This is a genomic window from Nocardia sichangensis (genome assembly GCF_047200615.1).
Taxonomy (GTDB): Bacteria; Actinomycetota; Actinomycetes; order Mycobacteriales; family Mycobacteriaceae; genus Nocardia; species Nocardia sichangensis.
Window position 1 is genome coordinate 221811 of the sequence record NZ_JBJZOK010000003.1, and the last position, 8834, is coordinate 230644.

Sequence of the window (8834 nt, forward strand, 5' to 3'; positions counted from 1 at the left end):
ATTTCAGGCGAGCGCGCTCAGAACTGGATCTTCAGGTGGTCGGTCACCGGGTGCGCCTGGCAGCCGAGGATGTAACCGTTCTCGATATCCTCCGGGTCGAGAATTTCGGCGTTGTCCATTTCGACCTTGCCCTCCAGCACCGTGCACGCGCACGAGCCGCACTCGCCTTCCTGGCAGGAGTAGGGCACGTCCAAGCCCTTGGCCAGCATGATGTCCACCAGCGTCTGCTTGCGCGGCCACTTCAGTTCGTGCACTTCGCCGTCGAGTTCGACTTCCACGGTCGCCGCGTCGGCCGCCTCCTCGTCGGAGACCTCGACCGGCGCCTGATCGGCGAACGGATCGCCGGCCAGCGAGTTGAACACCTCGGCGTGCGTGCGCGTGCGCGGCACGCCCAGTTGCCCGAGCGCGTCGTGCACCCGGTCCATGAACGGCTTCGGCCCGCACATGTACGCGTCGTAGCCGCGATACGGGGCGACGAGGGTGGCCAGCGCGTCGGCCGTCGGCAGGCCCTGCAGGTATTCCAGCCAGTGGATCACGGTGAGCCGCTGCGGGTGCTTGTCCGCCAGATCGCGCAGCTCACCGGCGAAGATCACGGACTCGTGGTCGCGGTTGGCGTAGACCAGCACGATGCGGCCGTTTCCGCGGGCCAGGGCCGACTTGAGGATGGACATGACCGGCGTGATGCCGCTGCCCGCGCCGAACAGCAGCAGGTCGTCGTCGAGATCCTTCGGGGTGAAGACGCCGGAGGGCGGCAGCACCTCGATCTGGTCGCCCTCTTTCACGTTGTCGCACACCCAGTTCGACCCGTAGCCGCCCTCGGTCCGCTTGACGGTCACCTTCGGACGGTCGTCGGTGTAGGGCGAGCTGGCCAGGGAGTAGCACCGCGCTACCGAGCCGGTCCGGTCGCTGGGGATGCGCAGGGTGAGGAACTGTCCCGGCTGGTAACGGAACTTCTCGGCCAGCTCGTCGGGAACGTCGAAGACCAGCGAGCGGGTGTCGGCCGTCTCGGCGATGACCGCGGACACCCGCAGCACGACCGAGCGCGAGCCGTGGGGAACCTCGACTGTGGTCATGTCGTCCTCTCGAACCTGGCACGGGCAACCCGCGACGCAAAAACTAGAACGTGTTTCAGTTTCATCGTACGTCGGTCGTCGCCTGGCGGACAAGCTGGGCTTCCAGACCGGCGATCAGTACCTCCATGCCGAAGTCGTAGGAATAGCGTCCGCGCAGGTCACCGATGTACCGGGTGGCCCGATCGACAACCGGTGGCAGCGTGACATCGGCAGGCGCCGAGCGGTCGCGCGGGTTCACCCGGCTGCGGCCGAACAGGTAGGTGTGGATGGTGGCGTAGGCGGCGAGGATGTTGCGATCGCCGAACCCCGCGTCGTCGAGGATGTCCATGATCGCGGCGATCAGGTCCAGCTGTTTGCCCAGCATCTGCTCGATCAGGATGTCGCCGAGGCCGGGATGCTTGCGCAGCTTCTCGTCGATCTGGTCGACGAGATCGCGCAGCCGATGCTGCCACGTGCCGGATTCGGCCGGTGGCGTGCGCACTCCGGTGAGGGCCGCGCTGGCGACCAGATCCAGCAGCTCGCGCTTGTCGGCGACGTAGTAGTAGGGCGCCATCGGGGAGACGCCGAGTTCGCGGGAGAGTCGCCGCATCGACAGTTTCTCCACGCCGTCCTCGCGTACTACCCGCAGCGCGGCCTCGACGATCTCGGACTCCGACAGCGTGCTGCCGCCCCCGTTCGTCTGCATTCGTCCGACTCCCATGCCACCTCTACCACTGCGGGCGTGCTGCCCGTCACATTCTGTTCAGCTGCTTGCCACCCGCAGTCTAGAGCGCCGGGCATCGGTCCCGTCGCCGCCTGTTCCACTCGGCTCGCGGCGGAATCGGCTCCTCGCTCGGCGCGCGCGGCGGCCGAGGACCTCCCGGATCGCCGGATAAGTGAAACCTGTTGTTTTGTCAGTTTATGACGTTATTGTGTGAGCACGGACTGCACCGGGCAGTTCGCACACGGATCGTCCTCGCGGAGGTAGCCATGCCGGAATACGGGTCCACCGGACACGCAGACACCGACAACACCGGACGGATGGAGGCCGCCGCCGCGCGGTCGGCCGAAGAAGCGCCGCTGGTCGAGGAGAGCCTCATCGAAGAGGTGTCCATCGACGGCATGTGCGGCGTCTACTGACGGGCGGTCGATGACGATGCTCGATCTCGATACCCGCTGGCAGCTGCATCCGCGAGTGGCGCTGCGTCCGGAGCCGTTCGGCGCGCTGCTCTACCACTTCGGCACGCGCAAGCTCTCTTTCCTGAAGAATCCGCGGATCGTCGAGATCGTCCGGTCGCTGCCGGAGCACACGTCGGCGCGCACCGCCCTGCGCGCGGCGGGCGTGCCGGAGAAGAACGCCGCGGCTTACGTCAAAGCGCTGACACAGCTGGCCGAATCCGACATGATCATCGGCGCGCCGGCCGGCGCACCGACGGCGCCCTCCGTCGCGAGCGCGGCCACGGCGCCGCCGTCGACGGCGGGGGTGGTCCCGCCGTCGGACGCGGCGGTTCGCCTGGTGGACCGCTTCGAGTCCGGTCTCGCCGCGCCGATCTGTCTGACCTGGGAACTCACCTACGCCTGCAACCTGTCCTGCGTGCACTGCCTGTCGTCTTCGGGGCGCAGGGATCCGCGCGAGCTGAGCACCGAGCAGTGCAAGGCGCTGATCGACGAGTTCGAACGTATGCAGGTGTTCTACGTGAACATCGGCGGTGGCGAGCCCACCGTGCGCCCGGACTTCTGGGAACTGGTCGACTACGCGACCGCACACCATGTGGGCGTGAAGTTCTCCACCAACGGAGTGCGGATCACGCCCGAGGTCGCGGCCCGGCTGGCCGCCAGTGACTACGTCGACGTGCAGGTGTCGCTGGACGGCGCCGACGCCGAGGTCAACGACGCCGTGCGCGGGCCTGGCTCCTACGCCATGGCCATTCGCGCGCTGGAGAATCTCGCCGCGGCGGGTTTCCGGGACGCGAAGCTGTCGGTGGTGGCGACCAGGCACAACATCGCACAGCTCGACGAGTTCCGCGCCATCGCCGAAAAGTACGGTGCCACCTTGCGTTTGACCAGGTTGCGGCCGTCGGGCCGGGGTGCGGACGTGTGGGACGACTTGCATCCCACGCCCGATCAGCAGCGCGTCCTCTACGACTGGCTGCTGCGCAACGGGGAGGGCGTGCTCACCGGCGACTCGTTCTTCCACCTGTCGGCGTTCGGCGCGGCGCTGCCGGGGCTGAACATGTGCGGTGCGGGACGGGTGGTCTGTCTGGTCGACCCGGTGGGTGACGTCTATGCCTGCCCGTTCGCCATTCACGATCGGTTCCACGCCGGAAACGTCGTGGCCGACGGCGGTTTCGAGGCGGTATGGCGATCCTCTGAACTGTTCGGGGAGCTGCGCGAGCCCAGTGGCGGCGGCGCGTGCGCGTCGTGCAGCCATTACGACGCCTGCCGCGGCGGCTGCATGGCGGCGAAGTTCTTCACCGGGCTGCCCGCCGACGGGCCTGATCCGGAGTGCGTCCAGGGGTACGGCGAAGCGGCGCTGGCCGACACGGCGCGGATGATCCCACGTTCGTCGGTCGACCATTCCCGCCGGGTCGCCCCGCGCGCGGGCGGGCGCAAGGGCGGACCGGTTCCGCTGACGCTGAGCGCGACGCGCCCGGCCGGATTCACGCCGGAACGCCGCCCGGCGCGGGCCTGCGACGAGAGCCCGCTGGCATGAAGCCATGAAGTTTGCCAAAAGTATGCTGAGAGCACGGGTGTGGCTATCGTCCGGTCGTCGACCGGGCGATAGCCGCTCCGTTGCCGGATGCTGGGAAACGGGTGCGAGCGAACACTCGGCATCGGGTACGGCGCGCGGCCGTTCCGGTGGCGGGCCGGTTTCGCCCGGAAATCTGCCGTTTTTTCCGGACTGTTGATGTCTACCCGCGAAACTCCGCCTAGCATGCCAGGAATGCGCCATGATCGCCTGCCCGATGGATTCGGGGTGCGGATCGATCCCCGGGTACGCGCATACTCCGGCGGGCGGGTTCTGATCGGCGGTTCGCCGGCCAGGTTGCTGCGACTTGCCCCGGAGGCCGCCGAGATGATCGGCGACGGGTACCTCGAGGTGACCGGCCCGAAGTCCGCCGTCGTTGCCAGACGGCTGCTCGACTCCGGAGTGGCCAACCCCCGCCCCCGGCTGCTGCCTTCGCCGGACGACGTCACCGTCATCGTGCCGCTGCACAACAACGCCGAGGGACTGGCGCGGCTGCTCGCGGCGTTGCGCGGGCACAACGTCATCGTGGTCGACGACGGGTCCGACCAGCCGGTGCGGATACCGCGCAACCGTGGCACCAGGTGCCGGGTGACCGTGCTGCGGCACGACCGCAAGCAGGGACCCGCGGCCGCGCGCAACGCCGGCTTGCGGGCGGCGACAACCGACTTCGTCGCATTCCTGGATTCCGACGTGGTGCCGCGCAGCGGGTGGCTGGAAGTGATGCTCGGCCATTTCAGCGACCCCGGGGTGGCGCTGGTCGCCCCGCGGATCGTCGCGCTGGACCCGGAGTCCAACGCGCTGGCGCGCTACGAGCACACCCGCTCCTCGCTCGACCTGGGCAGGCGCGAGGCTGCGGTGCACTCGCGCGGGCTGGTGTCCTACGTGCCGAGCGCGGCGCTGCTGGCGCGGCGCAGGGCGCTGCTGGAACAAGGCGGCTTCGACGAGTCGATGCACGTCGCCGAGGACGTCGACCTGTGCTGGCGGCTGGAGCGGGCGGGCTGGCGGCTGCGCTACGAGCCCGCGGCCCACGTGGCGCACGACCACCGGGTGTGCTTCCGCGCGTGGTTCGGCCGAAAGCTGTTCTACGGCACCGGCGCGGCGCCGCTGGGCGAGCGGCACGCGGGAACGGTGTCACCGCTGTCGGTGCCGTCCTGGACGCTGCTGGCCGCTTTCCTGTTCGCGACGCTCACCAAGTGGGGACTGTTCGGCGGCATCGTCACCCTGATCACCGCGCTGGCCCGGTTGCGCCGCGTCTTCGCCGGGCTGGACAACTCCACCCGGATCGCCGCGATCTATCTGGCGCGCGGCTTCTTCGCCGGACTATGGCGTCTGGCCTCGGCGATGTGCAGGCATTACTGGCCGATCACGGTGCTGGCGATGTTCTTCTCCCGTCGGGTGCGGCGCATCGCGATCACCATGGCCGTCGCGGACGGATTGGCCGACTGGTTCACCCACCGCGACTCGGGCGGCCTCGATCCCGTCCGCTACACGGTCTACAAGCGCCTCGACGACATCGCCTACGGCACCGGCCTGTGGCTCGGCGCGTTCCGCGCGCGCAGCGTGGAAGCGCTGAAACCCACCACACCATCCCGTTGATCGACCCGAATCACCCGCGATGACCTGGATCTTGCCCGCACCCTCGCCGCGCCGCCGTCCGGCGACGCGGACCGCGCCGAGATACTGAACGGGAGTCCGAATGGCCGACACGCTCATCGTCGGGGGCGGTACCGCCGGGTGTGTCCTGGCGGAGCGGTTGAGCGCCGATCCGGCGCACACGGTGCGGCTGCTCGAAGCCGGTCGGATGTGGAGCAGTCGCGAGGCGATGCCCGCCGAGTTGCTGGACGCCGCGTCGCTGCCGATCGGTCCGGAGGCCCCGTGGCTGTGGCGTTACGAGGTGGTCCTCGCCGACGACCCGCCGGTGCCGGCAACCATCGTGCGCGGCAAGGTGATCGGCGGCTCGGGGGCGGTCAACGGCGGTTACTTCGTCCGTGCCACGGTGGCGGATTTCGACGCATGGAGCCGGGTGCTCGGCGACTCGAACAGCTGGTCGTTCGATTCCGTGCTTCCGCTCTACTGCCGGATCGAGCGTGACCTCGACTTCGGCGAACAGCCCTGGCACGGCGACCGCGGCCCGATTCCCGTGGTGCGCAGCTCGGATCCCTCGCCGGTCAGCGCGGCGTTCACGGAGGCCTGCCTCGCGTCCGGGTTCGCCGAGGTGCCCGATCTCAATGCCCCCGGCAGCGGGGCGGGGGTGGGCGCGGTGCCGTGCAATTGCGACCGAGGCAGGCGCATCGGCCCGTCGATCGGCTATCTGCTGCCCGCGCTGGCCCGCCCGAACCTGACCGTCGCCGGGGAAACGTCGGTCACGCGAATCCGCTTCGACGGAACCCGTGCGGTCGGCGTGGAGTACGTACGCGATGGCGAGAGCGGCATCGAGTGGGCCGACCGGATCGTGCTCTGCGCGGGCGCGATCGAGTCGGCCACGCTGCTGTTGCGCTCCGGCGTCGGCGACCCGGAACGGCTGCGCCCCCTCGGCATCCCGGTCGTGCACGCCGCCCCGGTGGGCTCATGGCTCAGCGACCATCCGGAAGTGGGCATCTCCTATCTGCTGCACCTGGCCGAACCGCCGAGCGTCCCGCTGGAGACGGTGCTCGAGGTGGACGATGTCGAAATCCGGCCGTACGCCGTGTCGTTCACACCCGGGGTGCGCAGGCTCGGCGTCACACTGATGCGGCCGCGATCCTCCGGCGTGCTCCGCTTGCGGTCGGCCGACCCCGGCGCCGCGCCGCTGATCGACTACCGCTACCTGACCGCCGACCAGGATCGCGCCCGATTACGCGACGCGGTGGCGACCGCGGGCGGGCTGCTGCGACGAATGAACGCGCGGCCGGTCGATCCGATTCCGCGGCCCGCGGATCTCGATGCCTGGTTACGCGCGAATCTCGCCACTTCGCAACATTTGTCCGGAACCTGTCGAATGGGCCGGGAAAACGATGCGGCCGCCGTGGTGGACGAGCGCTGCCGGGTGCGCGGAGTTACCGGGTTGTCCGTGGTGGATCTGTCCGTGGTGCCGGTGCCGCTCGGTCGTGGACCGCAGGCCACGACCATGGTGATCGCGGAAAAGGCGGCCGCACACCTGTGCTCGTGAAGTGAAAGACGGTTCGGTCACAATTTGCCGGGATGCGCACCGGGTGTGACCTGGCGGACAAAGCCGAACATCGGTCGTTCCCGCCCTGAGTGCGCCGGTACAGTTTGGGGCGGAAAGAAAGGCAAATGGTCAGCAACATCGCAGGTGGGCGACCCCCACGGCCGGGCGTGGAGCCGGGCGCCCAACTCGGTGCGCTCGAAGTCTACGCCGCGCAGGCGCACGGATATCTCGGCGCGGGTGGCGATCAACTTGCCCGCCTCGCCGGTCTGCTGCGTCCCGCCGTGCTGGAGTCCTGGCTGCGCAGCTTGCGCGGCGGGGTCGATCCGATGGACGCGGTCGACGGCCGCGGTCTGCGCGGCGCCGATCTGCAGCGCTATCTCCAGGCACATCCGATCGCCGCGCTGATGCCGCTGATCGACAAATTGCTCGTACAGGACACGGCCAGAACAGGTTTGATCGTCGTGGTGGCCGATCAGTTCGGCCGGGTGCTCTCGGTGCACGGTGGTGACGAACAGGTCGCGGCCGCCGCGGAGATCGGCCTGCGCGCCGGTGACGACCTGAGCGAGCGCCGCATCGGGACGAACGCGGTCGGCCTGGTGGTGCGTACCGGGCGCGCCGCGTGGATCCACGGCCCGGAGCACTTCCTGCACCGGATGCACCAGATCACCGGAGCCGCGGCCCCGGTGCACGATCCGGACGGCAGGCTGGTGGGAGTGCTGATGATCGCGGGCGGCGTCCGGGTGGCCAAGCCGGAGATTCTCGCCCTGATCAAAGCCACCGCCACGGCCGCGGAGATGGACCTGCTGCTCACCGCGATACGGTCCGGCGAGCGTCGGAACGACGGTCGCGGCAGGCGTGACCCGGCGCAGCCGCACCCGGCGGGCAGGCTCGCGCTCGACGTGCTCGGCCTCGGTCAGCCGCAACTGAGCGTCGCGGATGATCGAGTGCCCCTGTCGCAGCGGCATGCCGAGATCCTGCTGCTGCTGGCCGAACATCCGGAGGGACTCGGCGCCGATCATCTCGCGCTGTTGCTCGATGACACCGATCTGGACAACGGCACCATCCGCGCGGCCGTGTCCCGCTTGCGTTCGGTGGTCGGTCCGACCGTGTTCGGTTCGCGGCCTTACCGTTTGCGCGTTCCGGTCGCAACCGATGTGGAGGCTTTGCGCGCGGCGCTCGACTCCGGTGATGTCGATTCCGCATTACGGCTCTATGCCGGGCCGGTGCTGCCGCGTTCGACCGCGCCGGGCATCATCGATATTCGCGACGAACTGCGGGTTCGATTGCGCACAGCGGTGCTGGCTTCGGGCGACCCGGCGGTGCTGCGCCGGTGGACCGCGTGTCCGGAGGGGCGCGACGACGCCGCGGCGTGGGCGGCCTACCGGGCCACGGTCGATCGTGACTCGCCGCTGTACGCGCAGATCGAGGCCAAGATCCGGGTACTGGATCGCCGCCTCGGCGCCGATGCAACGCGAATGCAACGTTTCGGCTCATAGTCTGCACAGCCATCGGCGTCGCCGCGGTCGAATGTGATCGCGCATTACGCTTTGCCCTGGACTTCCGGCCCTGGTAGCCGCGTTGGACAAGCGTCCAGAAGTTTTTAGTGCAAATTGTTCCCTTTTATTAACGAAGCGCCTAATGTTCGCAATGCACGGATCACGACCGTGTGACGTAGCTGACATAGCCGTGGCGCCCGCTCCACGGCGATGACGTTGGAGGATTGGCGGCTTTCCGCGCGAGCGTGCCCGAGCACCGCTCGCGCTCTCATCGAATCGCACGTGGTGGTCGACGCCATGCGCCCGGGCTGGGCAGCCGGGCGCAGCGGCTTGTTCGTGCTGCTCGAAAGCGTTCGGACAGCCGTTGTTCCGCCGAGTAGGAGGCTCTG

General features: G+C 68.9%; 7 protein-coding genes and 1 pseudogene. 6 read left to right on the plus strand and 2 right to left on the minus strand.

The genetic code is table 11. The features are described from left to right. Positions 1-17 precede the first annotated feature (17 nt). Both ACL03I_RS05790 and mftR2 read right to left on the minus strand, forming a co-directional pair. The gene (locus tag ACL03I_RS05790; protein ID WP_356963736.1) at positions 18-1073 is read right to left on the minus strand and encodes a ferredoxin--NADP reductase; all 1056 of its coding nucleotides are present in this window, start codon (positions 1071-1073) and stop codon (positions 18-20) included. Positions 1074-1134: 61 nt separating this feature from the next. After that, positions 1135-1758 carry a mycofactocin system transcriptional regulator MftR2 gene (gene mftR2, locus ACL03I_RS05795; RefSeq protein ID WP_355074852.1) on the minus strand — a complete coding sequence of 208 codons (624 nt, stop codon included), beginning with the start codon at positions 1756-1758 and terminating at the stop codon, positions 1135-1137. 335 nt (positions 1759-2093) lie between these two features. Between mftR2 and mftA the strand changes: the two genes are divergently transcribed. From mftA to ACL03I_RS05825, 6 genes and pseudogenes are all read left to right on the plus strand, one after another. Then, on the plus strand, positions 2094-2192 hold the full coding sequence (mftA, locus tag ACL03I_RS05800; protein WP_157170973.1) for a mycofactocin precursor MftA: 99 nt from the start codon (positions 2094-2096) through the stop codon (positions 2190-2192). A gap of 16 nt (positions 2193-2208) precedes the next feature. After that, positions 2209-2403 (plus strand): annotated as a pseudogene (gene mftB, locus ACL03I_RS05805) (mycofactocin biosynthesis chaperone MftB); the annotation flags it as partial. A gap of 51 nt (positions 2404-2454) precedes the next feature. After that, positions 2455-3765 carry a mycofactocin radical SAM maturase gene (gene mftC / locus ACL03I_RS05810; protein ID WP_364425208.1) on the plus strand — a complete coding sequence of 437 codons (1311 nt, stop codon included), beginning with the start codon at positions 2455-2457 and terminating at the stop codon, positions 3763-3765. A 231-nt stretch (positions 3766-3996) separates the two neighbouring features. Then, positions 3997-5397: a mycofactocin biosynthesis glycosyltransferase MftF gene (gene mftF / locus ACL03I_RS05815; protein WP_355074850.1), complete on the plus strand. Its 1401-nt coding sequence runs from the start codon at positions 3997-3999 to the stop codon at positions 5395-5397. A 100-nt stretch (positions 5398-5497) separates the two neighbouring features. Beyond that, positions 5498-6949: a mycofactocin dehydrogenase MftG gene (mftG, locus tag ACL03I_RS05820; protein ID WP_412805288.1), complete on the plus strand. Its 1452-nt coding sequence runs from the start codon at positions 5498-5500 to the stop codon at positions 6947-6949. A 125-nt stretch (positions 6950-7074) separates the two neighbouring features. Beyond that, on the plus strand, positions 7075-8445 hold the full coding sequence (locus ACL03I_RS05825) for a GAF domain-containing protein (protein WP_356963738.1): 1371 nt from the start codon (positions 7075-7077) through the stop codon (positions 8443-8445). Positions 8446-8834: the final 389 nt, after the last annotated feature.

Excerpts from the sequence above, each read along its gene's own strand:
- ACL03I_RS05790 (WP_356963736.1), bottom strand. The coding sequence starts at position 1,073 with ATGACCACAGTCGAGGTTCCCCACGGCTCGCGCTCGGTCGTGCTGCGG.
- mftR2 (WP_355074852.1), bottom strand. The coding sequence starts at position 1,758 with ATGCAGACGAACGGGGGCGGCAGCACGCTGTCGGAGTCCGAGATCGTC.
- mftA (WP_157170973.1), top strand. The coding sequence starts at position 2,094 with ATGGAGGCCGCCGCCGCGCGGTCGGCCGAAGAAGCGCCGCTGGTCGAG.
- mftC (WP_364425208.1), top strand. The coding sequence starts at position 2,455 with ATGATCATCGGCGCGCCGGCCGGCGCACCGACGGCGCCCTCCGTCGCG.
- mftF (WP_355074850.1), top strand. The coding sequence starts at position 3,997 with ATGCGCCATGATCGCCTGCCCGATGGATTCGGGGTGCGGATCGATCCC.
- mftG (WP_412805288.1), top strand. The coding sequence starts at position 5,498 with ATGGCCGACACGCTCATCGTCGGGGGCGGTACCGCCGGGTGTGTCCTG.
- ACL03I_RS05825 (WP_356963738.1), top strand. The coding sequence starts at position 7,075 with ATGGTCAGCAACATCGCAGGTGGGCGACCCCCACGGCCGGGCGTGGAG.